Raw genomic sequence first — 18,396 nt, 5'->3', positions numbered from 1 at the left:
GGTCCCCGGGCGGTAAGCCCGGGGACCCTCGACAGCGAGCACGCAGGCGTGCTTTAGCGCTCGACCTCGCCCTTGATGAACTTCTCGACGTTGGCGAAGGCCTCGTCGTCGAAGTACTGGACCGGCGGGGACTTCATGAAGTAGCTCGACGCGGAGAGGATCGGGCCGCCGATACCGCGGTCCTTGGCGATCTTCGCGGCGCGCACGGCGTCGATGATGACACCGGCCGAGTTCGGGGAGTCCCAGACCTCGAGCTTGTACTCCAGGTTCAGCGGGACGTCGCCGAAGGCACGGCCCTCGAGGCGGACGTACGCCCACTTGCGGTCGTCGAGCCAGGCCACGTAGTCCGAGGGACCGATGTGGACGTTCTTCTCGCCCAGCTCACGGTCGGGGATCTGCGAGGTGACGGCCTGCGTCTTCGAGATCTTCTTGGACTCGAGGCGGTCGCGCTCCAGCATGTTCTTGAAGTCCATGTTGCCGCCGACGTTGAGCTGCATGGTGCGCTCAAGACGGACACCGCGGTCCTCGAACAGCTTCGCCATCACACGGTGCGTGATGGTCGCGCCGACCTGCGACTTGATGTCGTCGCCGACGATCGGGACGCCCGCCTCGGTGAACTTGTCCGCCCACTCCTTGGTGCCGGCGATGAAGACCGGGAGCGCGTTGACGAAGGCGACCTTGGCGTCGATGGCGCACTGGGCGTAGAACTTCGCCGCGGCCTCGGAACCGACGGGCAGGTAGCAGACGAGGACGTCGACCTGCTTGTCCTTGAGGATCTGGACGATGTCGACCGGCGCCTCGGCGGACTCCTCGATGGTCATGCGGTAGTACTTACCGAGACCGTCCAGGGTGTGACCGCGCTGGACCGTGACGCCCTTGTTCGGGACGTCGCAGATCTTGATGGTGTTGTTCTCGCTGGCACCGATGGCGTCGGAGAGGTCGAGGCCGACCTTCTTCGCGTCGACGTCGAACGCGGCGACGAACTCGACGTCACCGACGTGGTAGTCGCCGAACTGGACGTGCATCAGGCCGGGCACCTTGGCCGCCGGGTCGGCGTCCTTGTAGTACTCGACGCCCTGAACCAGCGAGGCGGCGCAGTTGCCCACGCCGACGATGGCTACGCGAACCGAACCCATTCCGGTTGCTCCCTGTGTCTATCGGTGAAACCCCGAACGGGCCTCACGTGGCGGTGTCGTCGGACGGATCCGGCCGGGGGCTGTCCCGGTGCCGGGGCAGGCCGCCCGTCTCTCCAGATGTGTTGTCCTGCTGAGCGGAGCCATCCATACCGGGACGATTGACGTCCCGTCCGGCCCGCTCGCTCTCGATGAGCTCGTTCAGCCAGCGCACTTCGCGCTCCACGGACTCCATTCCGTGGCGCTGGAGCTCAAGCGTGTAGTCGTCGAGGCGCTCCCGGGTGCGCGCCAGTGAGGCGCGCATCTTCTCGAGGCGCTCCTCCAGACGGCTGCGGCGACCTTCCAGTACGCGCATGCGTACATCGCGTGACGTCTGCCCGAAGAACGCGAAGCGAGCCGCAAAGTGCTCGTCCTCGTACGCGTCGGGACCCGTCTGCGCGAGAAGCTCCTCGAAGTGATCCTTACCTTCCGCCGTCAATCGGTAGACGATCTTGGCGCGACGTCCCGCGAGTGTTGCCGACAGGGCGTCTTCGGGTGTGGATCCTGATTCCTCGATCAACCAGCCGTTGGCGACCAGCGTCTTGAGGCACGGGTAGAGCGTTCCGTAACTGAAGGCACGGAACACACCCAGTGACGTATTGAGTCGTTTGCGCAGCTCATAGCCGTGCATCGGGGACTCGCGGAGCAGGCCGAGTACGGCGAACTCGAGGATCCCGGCACGCCGGCTCATCGTCGCCCCCTCCCTGTCGCTGTCCCGTCGGCACGGTCTTTATGCCGCGCTGATGTATCGACTCGATACATCAGCACGATAGAACGACCCCGCGGATGCGACAAGAGGGAGCGGAGTGAACGGCGTCACATCACCGATTCATACGAAGCAAGTTGCCTGATTTGGGGTGAACTTCAGTGCTAGGTAGGTTTTGGCGGTGCGTAGTCTGTGCGGGATGGACACCACCGGGAACCGAGTGACGTCTGAGTACGTCAACGTCTTTGGTGCAGTACGGGTGAATGCGCGATCGACCACATCCGTACTTCGGGGGGACCGGAAACCAGCCGCCGTTTCCAGGCGCGCAAAGGTGCGCCTGCCCGAGGAGTAATCGTTCGATGAGCGAGCACCGTCGCAAACCGCCGCAGCCGCAGGGCGGCGGACGTGCCGCGGCCCGGCGCGGCCAGCCGCAGGCAGGTCCGTCCGCAGGCCGCCGCGATGCCCCGCGAGACGCCACCGGGTCTCCTTCCGATGCATACGGCCCGGGGGGTGAAGAGAGTCCGTACGGCAGCCGTGCCGACGCGCGGCGTGCCACGCAGCGCGGAAGCGGCGGAAGCCGGCGCAGAGCCGCCGACGGCGCGGGTCACGGCGGCGGCCCCGGAGGAGGGGGCGGCCGACGCGGTGGTCCCCCGGGTCCGGGCGGTCCCGGACGCGGCCGAGGCCGCGCTCCCGAGCCTGCCAAGAAACGCATCATCGACTACCCGCGCGCGGGCCGGTACGGCGCCGCGCGCTGGGTGCCGTCCTGGAAGCTCGTGTCGGGCCTGTTCATCGGCTTCCTGGGCAGCATGGTCGCGGCCGCCAGTGTCGCGTACGCCCTCGTGGGCATCCCGGACATCGGCAAGACCGCCAAGGCGCAGAACAACGTCTACTACTGGGCCGACGGCAGCGAGATGGTCGCCACCGGTGGTGAGGCCAACCGCCAGATCATCGGCTACGCGGAGATCCCCAAGGAGATGCGGTGGGCGGTGATGTCGGCCGAGAACAAGACGTTCGAGAACGACAGCGGCGTCGACCCGATGGGTATCGCCCGCGCCTTCGTGAACATGGCCAAGGGCGGTCAGACGCAGGGTGGCTCCACCATCACCCAGCAGTACGTGAAGAACGCGATGCTGGAGGATCAGTCGCAGACGGTCTCTCGCAAGCTCAAGGAGCTGTTCGTCTCGATCAAGGTCGGGGCCAAGGTGCCCAAGGAAGACATCATGGCCGGCTACCTGAACTCCGCGTACTACGGGCGCAACGCCTACGGTATCCAGGCGGCGGCCCGTGCCTACTTCAATGAGGACGCGCAGGAACTGGACGCGGGTCAGTGCGCGTTCCTGGCAGCAGTGCTCAAGGGCGCCACGTACTACGACCCTGCAGGCGCGCAGTCGGTCGACCCGGCCGCAACTCCACCGGCCAACCGCAAGCGCGCCGAGAACCGCTGGAAGTGGATTCTCGATGAAGAGGTCAAGGACAAGCGTCTGACTGCCGCGGAGCGGGGCCGGTTCACCGAGTTCCCCAAGATTCAGCGGGCTCGGTCGAACGCTGCTCTGAGTGGACAGATCGGTTACCTGGTCGACCTCGCCAACACCTCCTTGACCAGGAACAGCGCCGAGACCAGCATCACCGAGGACAAACTGCGCCAGGGCGGCTATGAGATCCACACGACCTTCGACAAGAAGAAGGTCAAGGCACTCGAGGCTGCGGTGAAGAAGGTGCAGCAGGCCAACATCAAGCCCAAGCTGCGTCCGAAGACGGACAAATATGTCCAGTTCGGTGGAGCCTCCGTGGATCCGGACACCGGTGCGATCGTGGCCATCTACGGGGGTGTGGACGCCACCAAGCACTTCACCGACAACGCCGACCAGACCGGCGCCCAGGTGGGTTCAACGTTCAAACCCTTTGTTCTGGCGGCCGCCATGTCCTGGGGCGCGCGGAATCCCGACGGTGACCAGGAGCAGGCGCAGGACGAACGCACCGTCGTCTCGCCGAAGAGCCTGTACAGCGGCAAGAACAAGCTCAAGATCAAGGACTACAACAAAACCGACTGGACGGACGACAAGGGCAAGGAGTGGCTGCAACAGAACGACGGCCAGCGGTCCTACAACCCCCCCTCCTACCAGATCGACCTCCGTGAAGCCATGCGCGAGTCCGTCAACTCCGCCTATGTCCAGTTGGGTATGGACGTGGGCCTGGACAAGGTGAAGGACGCCGTCCTGCGCGCGGGCATCAAGGAGTCGAGCCTCGCCAGCTCCCGGTTCCCCTCGTTCTCCTTGGGCACCTCCTCCCCGAGTGCGATCCGCATGGCCGGGGCGTACGCCACCTTCGCGGCCAGTGGCAAGCAGAGGGACCCTTACTCGGTCGAGAAGGTGACCAACGAGGACGGCAACGTCTACCGGCACGACACCGTCACGAAGCCCGCCTTCACCTCGAAGGTCGCCGACAACGTCACCGACGTCCTGAAGACCGTGGTCGAGAAGGGCACCGGTACCAACGCCCAGCTGCAGGGTCGCGAGGTGGCCGGCAAGACCGGTACCACCGACGGCAACAAGTCCGCCTGGTTCGTCGGCTACACCCCGCAGCTGTCCACGGCGATCGGCATGTACCGCCTGGATGACGACGAGACCAAGAAGTATCGCCCGTTCCTGCAGATGTACGGCACAGGCGGCGAGAAGACGATCCATGGTGCTTCATTCCCGTCCCAGATCTGGCGGGATTACATGGAGGTGGCGCTCAAGGGCGAGAAGGCGGAGGTCTTCCCGACGCCCGAGGACATCGGTGTGATTCTCAACGACACCCCGAGCCCGAGCCCGACGCCCTCGGCCACTGAGAGCGCGACCGAGAGCCCGACGCCGACGCCGACCCCCAGCGAGACCCTGACGTCTCCCACGCCCTCGGCGACCGAGACCTGCAAGAAGTTCGACTTCACGTGCAACAACTCTGGTGGGACCGACACGGGCGGTACCGATACCGGTGGAACCGATGCCGGTGGCACCGACGGGGGTGTGACTGCTTCCCCCACGGAGAGCTCCACCAGCGGAAGCAGCAGAGGTAACAGCAACGGCAGCGGAGGTCTCTTCGGGGACTCCGGCTGATACTCGCCGACCCGGCTTCGCGCGTGCGCACCCCTGGGGCGCACGCGCGAAGCTGTTTTCATGTGCGCGTTGTCGGCTGACCTGACGGCAGTCTTTGTTGTGTCTACGCCAAGAGAGTGGCTTGAAAGTGATTGTTCAGCCAGTTACTGAATCTTAAACTTGCGTTCGAATATTGTTCGCCCCTCTGTTGCTGTTCGCTGGCACTGCCGCGCCCTGGCTGGTGTGGTTCCTCTGGACGGAGAGGGGCTTCTTGAAAGGATGTTCCCTGTGCGGGCACTGAAGCGCTCTCTCGTCGTGCTGCCCATCGCGGCAGCCCTCACGCTGGTTGGCACAGCCGCTTACGCCTTTGACTGGAGCTCGATCGGCTGGGACGAGGGCGCTACTTCGAGTGGCTCGCGGACGTTCTTCGAGAACGACGGGGAGCACCTCTACATCCTGGACAACAACAAGGACGGCCACTCCGCAGTCTCGGAGATCAACTACGGCAGCCGTCACCTGACCTACTGGAACCACAGTGGCGTCGACACGACACGTGATGTGAACCTGGACATCGCCGAGGGCGTCCACGTCGACTACAACGCCTGTTACGGCGAGTACGGTGATCTGACGATCGTCGGCTGCGGCTATTGGGTGGGCGCTACGTCCTGAGCCGGATGCGTGATGGCGCGGGCCAGCTGGGCCCGCGCCTCTCGTCCGAGCCTGCCCACAGCATACGAAGGACGTGTCATGAACCACGGAGCCGCCTGGAAAGCGATGTCCTGCGTGGCGCTCATCGTGGGCGTCGCCTCGCTGGCCGGCTGCGACGGTGCGACGGAAGCCGGACCCACTGCCGCGGTCCCTGCTGTCAGCCCCACGGTCCCGCTGCCCAGCCAGGTGGGCAAGAGCCTGTACATCGCGATCGGCACAGCCGTGACAGCCCACTACGGGTACGGCCTCAGCCAGGCCAACGGCAAGGGCCAGCTCGAGCACGTCACCCCGAAGGATTGGAAGGTCTGCTTCCAGAAAGCGGGCCCGCTCGGCGACTCCGTGATCTTCGGCGTCGTCCGTACGCAGGAACCGTGTCCGGACCGGTGGATCGACAAGCTGTAGTGATCCGCAGGTGACGTTCCCCCGGGCAAGTCGTGCCGGGGTCCGTGAGCCGGACTTCAAGGGTCGTCCCTGCTTCCGTTCTCAGGCACGTACGGCAGGATGTGCGGCATGCCCAGTGCAGAGACGACGCGAGCGAGCGTTCACGAGCCGGAGCTGGTGCGGCCGACCAGGGATGACGAGATCGCCGCCGGCGGCAGTGAGCTGATCGGCGGCCCCATCGGGCGGCGGGCCCTGCTCGGGACGTCCTGGTGGACACCCGTGCGGGTCGTCGCGCTGGTGATGATCGGCATGTTCGCCCTCGGTATGGTCCAGAAGCTGCCCTGCTACGACGGCGGCTGGTTCTTCGGCGCCAGTTCGCAGTACACGCACGCGTGCTACTCGGACATCCCGCACCTCTATCAGGGGCGAGGTTTCGCCGACGGCCTCGTGCCGTACTTCGACAAGATCCCCGGCGACATGGACTACCTCGAGTACCCGGTGCTGACCGGCGTGTTCATGGAGGTCGCGGCCTGGCTCACCCCGGGCGGCGGGAGCATCCAGCACCAGGAACAGATCTACTGGATGGTCAACGCAGGGATGCTGATGGCGTGCGCGGCCGTCATCGCCGTATGCACCGCGCGCACCCACCGCCGTCGCCCCTGGGACGGCCTCCTGGTCGCCCTGGCGCCCGCCTTCGCGCTCACGGCCACGATCAACTGGGATCTCCTCGCCGTGGCCCTGCTGGCCGCCGCGATGCTCATGTGGTCCCGCGGGCGCGTCCTGGCCTTCGGTGTCCTCATCGGGCTCGCCACCGCCGCCAAGTTCTACCCGTTCCTGGTCCTCGGGCCGCTCTTCCTGCTGTGCTGGCGCACCGGCAGGTGGCGCGAGTTCGGTACGGCGCTGCTCGGTGCCGTCGGTGCCTGGCTGGCCGTGAACCTTCCCGTCATGTACCTCGCGCCCGAGGGGTGGGCGAAGTTCTACAGCTTCAGCCACGACCGCGGCGTCGACTTCGGTTCGGTCTTCCTGTTCCTCTCGCAGTGGCTGAAGATCGCGATCACGCCCGACACGGCCAACACCTGGGCGCTGGTCCTGATGGTGATCATCTGTGCGGGGCTGAGCGCCGTCACGCTCATGGCCCCCCGCCGCCCCCGCTTCGCCCAGCTCGCCTTCCTGATCGTCGCGGCCTTCATCCTCACGAACAAGGTCTACTCGCCGCAGTACGTGCTCTGGCTGGTCCCCCTCGCCGCGCTGGCCCGGCCGCGCTGGCGGGACTTCCTGATCTGGCAGGCCTGCGAGGCCGGGTACTTCATCGGCATCTGGATGTACCTCGCGTACACGACCAGCGGCGACGCTCACAAGGGTCTGCCGACCGACGGGTACCAGGTCGCCATCGCCGTCCACCTGCTGGGGACGCTGTACCTGTGCGCGGTGGTCGTGCGGGACATCTTCCTGCCGGAGCACGACGTGGTGCGGCGCCCGGGCGACGACGACCCGTCGGGCGGGATCCTCGACGGCGCGGAGGACGTCTTCGTACTCGGCCCGGCCGCGCATCCGGCCCGGCACGCGGCGCACTTCGACGCGGTCCCCCAGGCCGACTGGCGTGAGGACGCGGCACCCGGAGACCGTTCGCTCTGAGCGAACGGGGCGGGGAAGGGCCACGCGAAAGGCCGTACACGGTGTCCGTGTACGGCCTTTCGTCGGTCCGGGGCGCGCCCCGGACCGGGGTCAGCGCTCGACGACGCGGTCGAACTGCGTGGTGGTGTGCCGCAGATGGGCCACCAGTTCGTCGCCCACCTTCGGCTCCGACGCGTCGTGCGGCACGAAGAGGATCGAGACCTGCATGTGCGGGGGCTCGGCGAACCAGCGCTGCTTGCCCGCCCAGACGAACGGAGAAAGGTTCCGGTTGACCGTCGCGAGGCCGGCGCGTGCGACGCCCTTGGCGCGCGGCATGACGCCGTGCAGGGCCTTGGGGGCCTCCAGGCCCACCCCGTGCGAGGTACCGCCCGCCACGACCACGAGCCAGCCGTCCGAGGCGGCCTTCTGCTGCCGGTAGCCGAAGCGGTCGCCCTTGGAGACGCGCGTGACGTCCAGGACGGCTCCGCGGTACTCCGTGGCCTCGTGGTCCCCCAGCCACAGCCGCGTCCCGATGCGGGCGCGGAAGTGGGTCTGCGGGAACTGCCGCTGCAGCCGTGCGAGTTCCTCGGCCTTGAGGTGGCTGACGAACATCGTGTGCAGGGGCAGCCGGGCCGCGCGGAGGCGGTCCATCCAGCCGATGACCTCCTCGACGGCGTCCGAGCCGTCGGTGCGGTCCAGCGGCAGGTGGATCGCGAAGCCTTCCAGCCGGACGTTCTCGATGGCGGAGTGCAGATGCGGCAGATCCTCCTCGCTCACGCCGTGCCGCTTCATCGAGGACATCACCTCGATGACGACGCGGGCGCCCACGAGGCCGTACACGCCGTCGATGGACGACACGGAGCGGATGACGCGGTCGGGCAGCGGTACGGGCTCCTCGCCGCGCCTGAACGGCGTCAGGACCAGCAGATCGCCGCCGAACCAGTCCTTGATCCGGGCGGCCTCGTACGTGGTGCCGACGGCGAGGATGTCCGAGCCCAGGCGGGTGGCCTCGTCCGCGAGCCGTTCGTGGCCGAAGCCGTAGCCGTTGCCCTTGCAGACGGGGACGAGCCCCGGAAACTGCTCGGACACCTGCTTGTGGTGTGCCCGCCAGCGCGCGGTGTCGACGTAGAGAGTGAGCGCCATGGCCGGTCCCGGAACCTTTCTCGTGACTGCCGTGTATCAGAGGTATGAAAAGGAATTGTCGCTGATTCGCCGGGCCGATGGGGCTGTCCCGGGCCGGTTCGGCGGCCCGGGATGCGATTCGGGGCGGATCGGCGGCCCAGGACGCGGTTCCGGACGGCTCAGCGGCGGGACATGTACATGTCGAGAGCCTTGTGGAGCAGCTTGTTGAGCGGGAAGTCCCACTCGCCGAGGTACTCGGCGGCCTCTCCGCCCGTGCCCACCTTGAACTGGATCAGACCGAAGAGGTGATCGGTCTCGTCCAGCGAGTCGGAGATGCCGCGCAGGTCGTAGACCGTGGCTCCCAGGGCGTATGCGTCGCGCAGCATGCGCCACTGCATCGCGTTCGAGGGCCGGACCTCGCGCCCGATGTTGTCCGAGGCGCCGTAGGAGTACCAGACGTGTCCGCCGACGACGAGCATCGTCGCGGCCGAGAGGTTCACCCCGTTGTGACGCGCGAAGTAGAGCCGCATGCGGTTGGGGTCCTCGGTGTTGAGGGCCGTCCACATGCGCTGGAAGTACGAGAGGGGGCGGGGCCGGAAGTGGTCGCGGATCGCGGTGATCTCGTAGAGCCGCTGCCACTCCTCCAGGTCCTGGTAACCGCCCTGGACGACCTCGACGCCCGCCTTCTCGGCCTTCTTGATGTTGCGGCGCCACAGCTGGTTGAAGTTCCTGTGGACCTCTTCGAGGGAACGATTGGCCAGCGGCACCTGGAAGACGTAGCGGGGCTGGACGTCGCCGAAGCCGGCACCGCCGTCCTCGCCCTGCTGCCAGCCCATACGGCGCAGCTTGTCGGCGACCTCGAAGGCGCGCGGCTCGATGAAGTCGGCCTCGATGTCGCGCAGGCGCTTCACGTCCGGGTTCTGGATGCCGCCCTTGATGGACGTGGCCTCCCAGCGCCGGATGATCACCGGCGGGCCCATCTTCACGGAGAAGGCGCCCTGGTGCTTGAGGTGCGCGAGCATCGGCTGGAGCCAGTCGTCGAGGTTCGGCGCGAACCAGTTGATGACCGGGCCCTCGGGCAGGTAGGCGAGGTACCGCTTGATCTTGGGCAGCTGGCGGTACAGCACCAGGCCCGCGCCGACCATCTGGCCGGTCTTGTCGTCGAACCATCCGAGGCTCTCTGAGCGCCACTCGGCCTTCACGTCCGCCCATGCGGGGACCTGCATGTGGCTGGCCGCGGGCAGGCTCTGGATGTATGCCAGATGCTGCTCTCGGCTGATGGTCCTCAGGGTCAGGCTCATTCGGGGCGCTCCTCGGGCTGGTGTGTCCCCATGGGTACAAGGGCTCCGGCTCTCGCGCCGAAGCCTACTGCGCCCTGCGAGCGCCCCGAATGGCCGTATGGAACCTTGGCCCCGGGGGTGCGGTGCGAAGCGTCCCGAGGCCAGGGGAAAACGGACGTTCGACTCAGATCACACCGCCGAAGAGGCCGCCGTGGGCCAGGCCGAGATAGAAACCGACGCCCGAGAGACCGAGTCCGACGATCAGGCCGAAGCGCTCCCGGGTCGTCTCGGAGATGAACTGACCGTAGGCGCCGGTGAGGATCCCGATCAGGCCGGCCCACGAGCTGAGCAGGTGGAGGCTGTGGAACATCGACGTGACGAAGGCGAGGACTCCGAACACCAGGGTCACCGCGAGCAGAGTGTCCTGGAGCGGATGGGGCTTGCCGTCCGTGGCGAAGAGTGAGCCGGTCGTGCTGGGACGCATTACCTGTGCCATAGGGCACCTCCTGCGGAAGGCGGCGCATCGTAGCGCCATACACACCCGATGTGTACAGATTGACGGCCAACCCGGTCGGATTTCAACCGGAAGCAGGTGTGCAGGTAGTCTGTACCCTCTGCACCGGTGTCTGCCCAGGCTCATGGCCAGGTCACGACAGGGTTCGCCGCTCGGTTCAACCGATCGGCGGGCCGATTGTCAGTGGCGGCCGATACCGTTGCGTACGCATCACAACCCTCCTGCCACGGAACGACCGTGGCCGCTGAGTCCAAAGGAGGTGGGTTCCACATGCGTCACTACGAAGTGATGGTCATCCTCGACCCCGATCTGGAGGAGCGCGCTGTCGCCCCCCTGATCGAGAACTTCCTCTCCGTCGTCCGTGAGGGCGCCGGAAAGGTGGAGAAGGTCGACACCTGGGGCCGTCGTCGTCTCTCGTACGAGATCAAGAAGAAGCCCGAGGGCATCTACTCGGTCATCGACCTGCAGGCCGAGCCTGCGGTCGTCAAGGAGCTCGACCGCCAGATGAACCTGAACGAGTCGGTCCTCCGGACCAAGGTCCTCCGTCCCGAGACCCACTGAGCTTCCAGCTCAGCTGAACTCGGGCATCGAGTAGCACCAGCAGCCAGCAGCAAACCCGCCGAGAGGTTCCCCCATGGCAGGCGAGACCGTCATCACGGTCGTCGGCAATCTTGTCGACGACCCCGAGCTGCGCTTCACCCCTTCCGGTGCGGCGGTCGCGAAGTTCCGTGTCGCGTCCACTCCCCGCACCTTCGACCGTCAGACCAATGAGTGGAAGGACGGCGAGAGCCTGTTCCTGACCTGCTCGGTCTGGCGTCAGGCGGCGGAGAACGTCGCCGAGTCGCTCCAGCGCGGCATGCGCGTCATCGTTCAGGGCCGCTTGAAGCAGCGGTCCTACGAGGACAACCAGGGCGTCAAGCGCACGGTCTACGAACTGGACGTAGAGGAAGTCGGCGCCAGCCTGAAGAACGCCACGGCCAAGGTCACCAAGACCACGGGTCGCGGCGGTCAGGGTGGTTACGGCGGCGGCGGTGGCGGCCAGCAGGCCGGCGGCCAGCAGGGCGGCGGTTGGGGCGGAAGCTCCGGCGGTGCTCCGCAGGGCGGCGGCGCTGCGGCCGACGACCCCTGGGCGACCGGCGCTCCCGCCGGTGGCAACCAGGGTGGCGGCGGTGGCGGTTGGGGCGGAAGCTCCGGCGGCTCCGGCGGTTCCGGCGGCGGCTACTCGGACGAGCCCCCCTTCTAAGCCTCAGGGCCGAGGGTGGGCCGTACTCCCACTTCTTGATCACACAGGAGATACACCATGGCGAAGCCGCCTGTGCGCAAGCCGAAGAAGAAGGTCTGCGCGTTCTGCAAGGACAAGGTCACGTACGTGGACTACAAGGACACGAACATGCTGCGGAAGTTCATTTCCGACCGCGGCAAGATCCGTGCCCGCCGCGTGACCGGCAACTGCACGCAGCACCAGCGTGACGTCGCCACGGCTGTGAAGAACAGCCGTGAGATGGCGCTGCTGCCCTACACGTCCACCGCGCGATAAAGGAAGGGTGACCGACACATGAAGATCATCCTTACCCACGAGGTCTCCGGCCTCGGTGCCGCCGGCGAGGTCGTCGACGTCAAGGACGGCTACGCTCGCAACTACCTGATCCCGCGGAACTTCGCGATCCGCTGGACCAAGGGTGGCGAGAAGGACGTCGAGCAGATCCGTCGTGCTCGCAAGATCCACGAGATCGCGACCATCGAGCAGGCCAACGAGATCAAGGCCCGCCTCGAGGGTGTCAAGGTCCGTCTGGCCGTTCGCTCCGGCGACGCCGGTCGTCTCTTCGGTTCCGTCACCCAGGCTGACGTCGCTTCGGCGATCAAGGCTTCCGGTGGCCCCGAGGTCGACAAGCGCCGCATCGAGCTGGGCTCGCCCATCAAGACCCTGGGCGCCCACGAGACGTCCGTGCGTCTGCACCCCGAGGTTGCCGCCAAGGTCAGCATCGAGGTTGTCGCTGCCTGAGTGCAGCACTCGGCATAGCTGAGAGGAAGGGCCGCACCCCTCGGGTGCGGCCCTTCTGCTTTCCCTGAGCGCTTGAGCGGAGGCGTCGTTCTGTGGATGCCGGGGACCGTCGTTTCACGTGAAACCGGCGCCCGTGTTTCCCGGGAGACGTTCGGTGCGATTCACGGGAAGCGCCCGGCGTGCGTCAGCGGGTCGCGCCCGTGACGATCCACCGGCCCGAGCGGGAACGCAGCCACAGCGTCAGCATCCGCATCGTCATCATCAGCGTCATCGTTCCCCAGAGTGCGGTCAGCCCGCCGCCGAGGACGGGGACGAGCAGGGCGGCGGGGGTGAACACCGCCAGGGTGAGCAGCATGGCCCGGGCCAGATACGGTCCGTCCCCCGCGCCCATCAGCACCCCGTCCAGCACAAAGACGATCCCGCAGATCGGCTGGGAGACGGCCACCATCACCAGTGCGGGCAGCGCCGCGTCCCGCACACCGGAGTCGCCGCTGAACAGCGGAAGGAACAAGGGGCGAGCGGCGATGAGCAGCAGACCGAGCACGAGCCCGGTGACGAGTCCCCACTGCACCATGCGGCGGCATGCCTCACGGGCACCAAGGGGGTCGTTCGCACCGAGATAGCGCCCGATGATGGCCTGTCCTGCGATGGCGATGGCGTCGAGCGCGAAGGCGAGCAGGCTCCACAGCGACAGGACGATCTGGTGTGCCGCCATGTCGGCGTCCCCGAGCCGGGCGGCGACCGCCGTGGCGATCAGGAGGATCGCCCGGAGCGACAGCGTCCGGACGAGCAGGGGGGTGCCGGCCTGGGCGCAGGCTCGTATGCCGGCGGCGTCCGGCCGCAGGGAGGCGCCGTGTCTGCGCGCTCCGCGGAGGACGACGTGGAGATAGACGGCGGCCATGCCGCACTGGGCGATGACCGTGCCCCAGGCGGACCCGGCGATGCCGAGGCCGGCGCCGTAGACGAGGACGGTATTGAGTACCGCGTTGGCGACGAACCCTCCGACGGCGACATACAGCGGGGTCTTCGTGTCCTGGAGTCCGCGCAGTATGCCGGTGGCGGCCAGCACGACGAGCATGGCGGGGATGCCGAACACCGAGATCCGCAGATAGGTCGTCGCGTACGGGGCGGCGGAGTCGGATGCTCCGAACAGCTCCATGAGGGAGGGCGCGGTGGGCAGGGCGACGACGATCACGGCCACGCCGATGAGCAGGGCGAGCCAGATGCCGTCCATGCCCTGGCGGATCGCGGCCCGAAGATCGCCGGCACCGACCCTGCGGGCGACCGCGGCGGTCGTGGCATAGGCGAGGAAGACGAAGACTCCGACGGCTGTCATGAGGAGGGCCGAGGCGACGCCGAGTCCGGCCAGCTGCGCCGTGCCGAGATGGCCGACGATGGCACTGTCGGCCAGCACGAAGAGAGGCTCGGCCACGAGTGCGCCGAACGCGGGAACGGCCAGTGCGACGATCTCTCGGTCGTGCCGGCGTCGGGCGGCCCTGGGTGCCGCGGGAGCCTGTGTCATGGGCATCAATCTAATCTTCCACAGGTAAGAGATGCAAAAGGATAAAGACCCTTACTGCTGGGCGTGCGGGGTGTGTTCTGGCGCACTGTTCGAGGCGATCTTGATCCTGCTGGGGAAGTTTTTCTTCTGCACAGCCGGTGGACGGGAAAATACCAGGTCAGAGCGTGTTCTTCAGGAGAGCTGAGGGCTTGTTCACAGGGCTGTCCACCGGGTCGTGCACAGGTTTCGCGGAGTTCTCCACAGCATCGGGGCCGTCGTCCACATGGCCTGTGGATAACCAGATTGGCTGACGGTGCCCGCGGGCCTACCGTGGTGCGGCGCCCGTTCTCCTCTCCGTCCTCGGAAAGCACGCAAAACCGACGCGCGAGATCCGGAGTCGGGCCGCTCACTTGTCAGTGCCGTGCCGTAGAAATTGAAGGCACTGCTAGGTCCGCTCTGCGGACGGGAGGAGGTGGCTCGGTGACTATTTCCGAGCCCTTGGACGACCCCTGGGCGGACAGTGGGCCCAGTGATCGTCTGCCCCCGTCCCGCCGGCGCGGGAACGGCGGCCGAGGCCGCGACGAGCAGCACGACCGGGACAACGGGTCCTGGGAGAGCGGCGGTTCGGCCTTCGAGCGAGTGCCGCCGCAGGACCTCGACGCCGAGCAGTCCGTCCTCGGTGGCATGCTCCTGTCGAAGGACGCCATTGCCGACGTCGTCGAGGTGCTCAAGGGCCACGACTTCTACCGGCCGGCGCACGAGACGATCTACGGAGCGATCCTCGACCTGTACGCGAAGGGCGAGCCGGCCGACCCCATCACGGTCGCGGCCGAGCTCACCAAGCGCGGCGAGATCACCAAGGTCGGCGGCCCGCCGTATCTGCACACGCTGGTCCAGACGGTCCCGACCGCCGCGAACGCCGAGTACTACGCGGAGATCGTGCACGAGCGCGCGGTCCTGCGCCGCCTGGTCGAGGCCGGCACGCGGATCACTCAGATGGGGTACGCGGCCGACGGCGACGTCGACGAGATCGTCAACAGCGCCCAGGCCGAGATCTACGCGGTCACCGAGCAGCGCACCACCGAGGACTATCTGCCGCTCGGCGACATCATGGAGGGCGCGCTCGACGAGATCGAGGCGATCGGATCGCGTTCGGGGGAGATGACCGGTGTACCGACCGGCTTCACCGACCTCGACTCGCTGACCAACGGTCTGCATCCCGGCCAGATGATCATCATCGCGGCCCGACCCGCCATGGGTAAGTCGACGCTGGCCCTGGACTTCGCGCGGGCCTGCTCGATCAAGCACAACATGCCCAGCGTGATCTTCTCGCTCGAAATGGGCCGCAACGAGATCGCGATGCGCCTGCTGTCCGCCGAGGCGCGCGTGGCCCTGCATCACATGCGGTCCGGCACCATGACGGACGAGGACTGGACCCGGCTCGCCCGCCGTATGCCGGACGTCTCGGCCGCCCCCCTGTACATCGACGACTCCCCGAACCTGTCGATGATGGAGATCCGTGCCAAGTGCCGCCGCCTCAAGCAGCGCGCCGACCTCAAGCTCGTGGTCATCGACTACCTCCAGCTCATGCAGTCCGGCGGCAAGCGTTCCGAGAGCCGCCAGCAGGAGGTCTCCGACATGTCGCGAAACCTGAAGCTGCTGGCCAAGGAGCTGGAGCTGCCCGTCATCGCGCTGTCGCAGCTCAACCGTGGACCCGAGCAACGTACGGACAAGAAGCCCATGGTCTCCGACCTGCGTGAGTCCGGGTCGATCGAGCAGGACGCGGACATGGTCATCCTGCTTCACCGTGAGGACGCCTACGAGAAGGAGTCCCCCCGCGCCGGCGAGGCCGACATCATCGTCGGCAAGCACCGTAACGGCCCGACGGCGACGATCACGGTGGCCTTCCAGGGTCACTACTCGCGGTTCGTGGACATGGCACAGACCTGATCCGGCGCCCCTGTCGGGTCTCGCGGCTGATGTCGTGTTGTACCGATGTCGTATACGACATCACCGTGAGACCGGCGCGTGGGTGCTGCTGCTCAGCGCCTCGTCTCGTACCTGGTCAGGACCACGCCGCCGGGAAGCGTCCGCGTCTCCACCAGGTTCAGGTTCACCCAGCTGTCCAGCGCGGTGAAGAACGGTGTGCCGCCGCCCACCAGGACCGGATGGGCGGCGATCACGTATTCGTCGATCAGCCCGGCGCGCATCGCCGCCCCGGCAAGCGTTGCGCCGCCGATGTTCATCGGGCCGCCGTCCTCGGCCTTGAGCCGGGTGATCTCGGCGATCGCGTCGCCGGTGACCAGGCGGGTGTTCCAGTCGACCTTGTCGATCGTCGAGGAGAACACCACCTTCGGCGTGTCCCGCCAGTTCCGCGCGAACTCGATCTGCGCCGGGGTGGCGTCGGGCTGCTGGTCGCCGGTCGGCCAGTAGGAGCTCATCGCCTCCCATAGCTTGCGCCCGTACAGCGACAGGCCACTCGCCTGCTCGTGGTCGAGCCACCACTGGAACAGCTCGTGACTCGGCGGTCCGCTCCAGCCGATGTCGTCGCCGGCCGCGGCGATGTAGCCGTCCAGGGTCAGGTTCATGCCGTAGACCAGTTTCCGCATGGCTTAGCCTTCCGTCCGTGGGTGTCCGGCGTACAGACCAGCGTGGCGTGGGAAACTCATCGGTGCGCGATCTGGGCTCGCCGGTGGTCCTCGTGCTCGGGGCTCAGCGTGGTGTACTCGGCCGACACGGGCAAGCCGCCTGATCTCGACCTCGCCCTCGCGACGAAATGCCACGGATTTGAGACTGATCATGTCGGTTCAATCCGCTCGACGTCCGGCGCCGCGGCGGGTGGACTGGTGCCATGACGACATCCCACGATGATCTGCTCCCCGGCACGCGCCGGGCCCTGCTGCACCGCATTGCCGTCGCGCAGAGCGAGGGACGGGCTCCGTCACTCGTCGCTTCTGTGGTCCGGGGCGGGAAGGCGGTATGGCACGGGGCGCGGACCTCGGTGGCCGGTCACGGCCCGGACGAGAACGTGCAGTACCGGATCGGCTCCATCACCAAGACCTTCACCGCTGTTCTGGTACTGCGGCTGCGCGACGAGGGCGTCCTGGACCTCGGTGACCCACTGGAGAAGCATGTGCCGGGCACCGGTGCGGGGGAGGTCACCATCTCCCAACTGCTCGCCCACACCGGAGGGTTGGCCGCCGAGTCGCCCGCGCCGTGGTGGGAGCGCACCTCCGGCTCCCTGCGTCCCGAACTGGCCGACGTGCTGGGCAGGCAGCCCTTCCGGCATCCGGTCGGACGGCGGCACCACTACTCGAACCCCGGCTACACGCTGCTCGGGGCGCTGGTCGAGGAGTTGCGCGGCGCGCCCTGGGACGAAGTGCTGCGCCGCGAGATCCTCGAACCGCTCGGCCTGCACCGTACGAGTGCTCGCCCGCAGGCGCCGCACGCGGGGGGATGGGCGGTCCACCCCTGGGCGGACGCCATGATGCCCGAACCGGCCGAGGACCTCGGGCGGATGGCCCCAGCCGGGCAATTGTGGTCCACCACCGGGGACTTGGCTCGCTTCGCCGTCTTTCTCGCCCATGGTGACGATCGGGTGCTGAGCGCGGAGTCCGTCAGGGAGATGCGCGCGCCTGCCGCTCCGCCCGAGACCGCGGAGCTGGCGGCGGGGTCGTCGTACGGGCTTGCCCTGCAGATCCTGCACCGTGACGGCCGGACCCTCGTCGGGCATTCCGGTTCCCTGCCGGGTTTCCTCGCCGGACTGGTGATCAGTGTCGAGGACGACGTGGCGGCGGTGGTGCTGGCCAACTGCACCTCGGGGCCGCCCGTGTTCACCGTGGCCGCCGATCTGGTGCGGATCGTCGCCGAGGCGGAGCCGCGAATCCCCGAACCCTGGCACCCGATGACCGAAGTGGACCAGAGCGCCTTGGAGTTGGCGGGTCAGTGGTACTGGGGGACGCAGGCATTCGGACTGCGGTTGCCTGCCGACGGAGGGCTGGTGCTGGGTCCGCTCTCGGGTGTCGGCCGGGGTGCCCGCTTCCGGGCGAACGGCGACGGGACGTGGACAGGACTCGACGGCTATTACGCGGGCGAGCTTCTGCAGCCCGTACGACGGCCTGACGGCTCCGTGAGCCATCTGGACCTCGGCTCGTTCGTGTTCACGCGGCAGCCGTACGACGAGGACGCTCCGGTGCCTGGTGGAGTGGACCCGGAAGGCTGGCGAGGAATTCAGTAGGCGCCACCGGTGTGAGGCGGCCCGTTTCACGTGAAACGGGCCGCCTCACACCGGTGGGGAGCAACTTTCAACGACGTGGCCGCCG

17 protein-coding genes are annotated in these 18,396 nt (G+C 67.3%); 10 read left to right on the top strand and 7 right to left on the bottom strand.

All coding sequences use genetic code 11. The features are described 5' to 3' along the window. Nucleotides 1–53 precede the first annotated feature (53 nt). Nucleotides 54–1,136 (bottom strand): inositol-3-phosphate synthase, encoded by a 1,083-nt coding sequence (locus OG485_RS22190; RefSeq protein WP_326786766.1) that lies wholly within the window; start codon nt 1,134–1,136, stop codon nt 54–56. A gap of 43 nt (nt 1,137–1,179) precedes the next feature. Continuing rightward, on the bottom strand, nt 1,180–1,863 hold the full coding sequence (locus OG485_RS22185; protein WP_328670256.1) for a PadR family transcriptional regulator: 684 nt from the start codon (nt 1,861–1,863) through the stop codon (nt 1,180–1,182). A 374-nt stretch (nt 1,864–2,237) separates the two neighbouring features. Here OG485_RS22185 and OG485_RS22180 point away from each other — a divergent pair, with 374 nt between their 5' ends. From OG485_RS22180 to OG485_RS22165, 4 genes are all read left to right on the top strand, one after another. Beyond that, nucleotides 2,238–4,973, top strand: a complete 2,736-nt coding sequence (locus tag OG485_RS22180) for a transglycosylase domain-containing protein (protein ID WP_328670254.1) — start codon at nt 2,238–2,240, stop codon at nt 4,971–4,973. Nucleotides 4,974–5,240: 267 nt separating this feature from the next. Then, on the top strand, nt 5,241–5,621 hold the full coding sequence (locus OG485_RS22175) for a hypothetical protein (RefSeq protein WP_328670252.1): 381 nt from the start codon (nt 5,241–5,243) through the stop codon (nt 5,619–5,621). 78 nt (nt 5,622–5,699) lie between these two features. Further along, nucleotides 5,700–6,062 (top strand): hypothetical protein, encoded by a 363-nt coding sequence (locus OG485_RS22170; protein ID WP_328670249.1) that lies wholly within the window; start codon nt 5,700–5,702, stop codon nt 6,060–6,062. A gap of 99 nt (nt 6,063–6,161) precedes the next feature. Then, on the top strand, nt 6,162–7,676 hold the full coding sequence (locus tag OG485_RS22165; protein WP_328670247.1) for a glycosyltransferase family 87 protein: 1,515 nt from the start codon (nt 6,162–6,164) through the stop codon (nt 7,674–7,676). Nucleotides 7,677–7,766: 90 nt separating this feature from the next. Here OG485_RS22165 and OG485_RS22160 read toward each other — a convergent pair whose 3' ends face one another. From OG485_RS22160 to OG485_RS22150, 3 genes are all read right to left on the bottom strand, one after another. Next, nucleotides 7,767–8,798: an alanine racemase gene (locus OG485_RS22160; protein ID WP_328450517.1), complete on the bottom strand. Its 1,032-nt coding sequence runs from the start codon at nt 8,796–8,798 to the stop codon at nt 7,767–7,769. Nucleotides 8,799–8,956: 158 nt separating this feature from the next. Beyond that, entirely contained in the window at nt 8,957–10,078 is a 1,122-nt protein-coding gene (gene femX / locus OG485_RS22155; protein ID WP_328450519.1) for a peptidoglycan bridge formation glycyltransferase FemX, read from the bottom strand. A 163-nt stretch (nt 10,079–10,241) separates the two neighbouring features. After that, nucleotides 10,242–10,553: a hypothetical protein gene (locus OG485_RS22150; protein ID WP_328670242.1), complete on the bottom strand. Its 312-nt coding sequence runs from the start codon at nt 10,551–10,553 to the stop codon at nt 10,242–10,244. A gap of 288 nt (nt 10,554–10,841) precedes the next feature. Between OG485_RS22150 and rpsF the strand changes: the two genes are divergently transcribed. The 4 genes from rpsF (at nt 10,842) to rplI (ending at nt 12,573) form a co-directional block, all read left to right on the top strand. Then, entirely contained in the window at nt 10,842–11,132 is a 291-nt protein-coding gene (gene rpsF, locus OG485_RS22145) for a 30S ribosomal protein S6 (RefSeq protein WP_037615007.1), read from the top strand. 73 nt (nt 11,133–11,205) lie between these two features. After that, on the top strand, nt 11,206–11,814 hold the full coding sequence (locus OG485_RS22140; protein WP_328670234.1) for a single-stranded DNA-binding protein: 609 nt from the start codon (nt 11,206–11,208) through the stop codon (nt 11,812–11,814). Between the two features lie 57 nt (nt 11,815–11,871). Beyond that, the gene (rpsR, locus tag OG485_RS22135) at nt 11,872–12,108 is read left to right on the top strand and encodes a 30S ribosomal protein S18 (RefSeq protein WP_003949403.1); all 237 of its coding nucleotides are present in this window, start codon (nt 11,872–11,874) and stop codon (nt 12,106–12,108) included. An 18-nt stretch (nt 12,109–12,126) separates the two neighbouring features. Continuing rightward, nucleotides 12,127–12,573 (top strand): 50S ribosomal protein L9, encoded by a 447-nt coding sequence (gene rplI, locus OG485_RS22130; protein WP_326786774.1) that lies wholly within the window; start codon nt 12,127–12,129, stop codon nt 12,571–12,573. A 184-nt stretch (nt 12,574–12,757) separates the two neighbouring features. Here rplI and OG485_RS22125 read toward each other — a convergent pair whose 3' ends face one another. Further along, nucleotides 12,758–14,095, bottom strand: coding sequence for an MATE family efflux transporter (locus OG485_RS22125; protein WP_328670230.1), 1,338 nt, complete (start codon nt 14,093–14,095; stop codon nt 12,758–12,760). Nucleotides 14,096–14,554: 459 nt separating this feature from the next. On the opposite strand from OG485_RS22125, the gene dnaB reads away from it, so the two are divergent. After that, entirely contained in the window at nt 14,555–16,024 is a 1,470-nt protein-coding gene (dnaB, locus tag OG485_RS22120; protein WP_328670227.1) for a replicative DNA helicase, read from the top strand. Nucleotides 16,025–16,116: 92 nt separating this feature from the next. Here the strand turns inward: dnaB and OG485_RS22115 are convergent, their stop codons facing one another. Further along, on the bottom strand, nt 16,117–16,683 hold the full coding sequence (locus OG485_RS22115; protein WP_328670225.1) for a dihydrofolate reductase family protein: 567 nt from the start codon (nt 16,681–16,683) through the stop codon (nt 16,117–16,119). A 242-nt stretch (nt 16,684–16,925) separates the two neighbouring features. Here OG485_RS22115 and OG485_RS22110 point away from each other — a divergent pair, with 242 nt between their 5' ends. After that, nucleotides 16,926–18,311 carry a serine hydrolase domain-containing protein gene (locus tag OG485_RS22110; RefSeq protein WP_328670224.1) on the top strand — a complete coding sequence of 462 codons (1,386 nt, stop codon included), beginning with the start codon at nt 16,926–16,928 and terminating at the stop codon, nt 18,309–18,311. Nucleotides 18,312–18,396: the final 85 nt, after the last annotated feature.

Source organism: Streptomyces sp. NBC_00328, from assembly GCF_036139655.1.
In the GTDB taxonomy this organism is placed as follows: domain Bacteria; phylum Actinomycetota; class Actinomycetes; order Streptomycetales; family Streptomycetaceae; genus Streptomyces.
The sequence above is the reverse complement of the archived record's forward strand: the minus strand, read 5'-3'. Positions and strand labels throughout refer to the sequence as shown.